Annotated in this window: 2 protein-coding genes; both read left to right on the forward strand. The window is 68.4% G+C overall.

Annotation, left to right across the window (positions count from 1 at the left end):
• A partial coding sequence (gene paaD / locus GTW58_RS13320; protein ID WP_168023588.1) for a 1,2-phenylacetyl-CoA epoxidase subunit PaaD occupies positions 1–361 on the forward strand: 361 nt, incomplete at its 5' end.
• Positions 361–700: FAD-binding oxidoreductase (locus tag GTW58_RS13325; protein ID WP_245195272.1), on the forward strand; the 340-nt coding region annotated here is incomplete at its 3' end. The genes paaD and GTW58_RS13325, both read left to right, overlap by 1 nt.

Here is a 700-nt window from a genome sequence, read left to right on the forward strand (position 1 = left end):
CGTCGTCGTCATCACCCCCACCTACTCCGGGTGCCCCGCGATGGAAACCATCACGGCGGACCTGCGGGCGGCCCTGGGCGACGACGGTTTCTCGCCGGTGCGCGTGGAAACCGTCCTGGAGCCCGCCTGGACAACCGACTGGATGACGGAGGACGGGTGCCGCAAGCTCAACGAGTACGGCATCGCCCCGCCCACCGGGCGCGCCGCAGCGGGCCCCGTGGCGCTGACCCTGGGTGTGAAGTGCCCGCGGTGCAACTCCCTGTCCACGCGAGAGATGACCCATTTCGGCTCGACCTCCTGCAAATCCCTGTGGGTCTGCAACGACTGCCTAGAACCCTTCGACCACTTCAAGGTGCACTGATGAGCGAAACGATTGACACCGACGTCACCGGTACCGACGCCGAAGCCACCCCCGGCCGCCGTCGGGCCACCTTCCACACGCTGCGTGTGTCCGAGGTCCGCCCGCTGGCCGCGGGATCCGTGGGGGTCACCTTCCTCGTGCCCGCCGGACTCGCGGGCGACTACGACTACGCGCCGGGCCAGTACGTTGCTCTGCGCGCGCAGATCGACGGGCAGGAGGTCCGCCGGTCGTACTCGATCTGCGCCGAGCCCGTACGCGGTCAGGTCAAGGTGGCCATCAAGAAGACCCTGGGCGGCGTCTTCTCCACCTGGGCCAACGAGAACCTCAAGGTCGGTGACG

Source organism: Kocuria subflava, assembly GCF_012163155.1.
Taxonomy (GTDB): Bacteria; Actinomycetota; Actinomycetes; order Actinomycetales; family Micrococcaceae; genus Kocuria; species Kocuria subflava.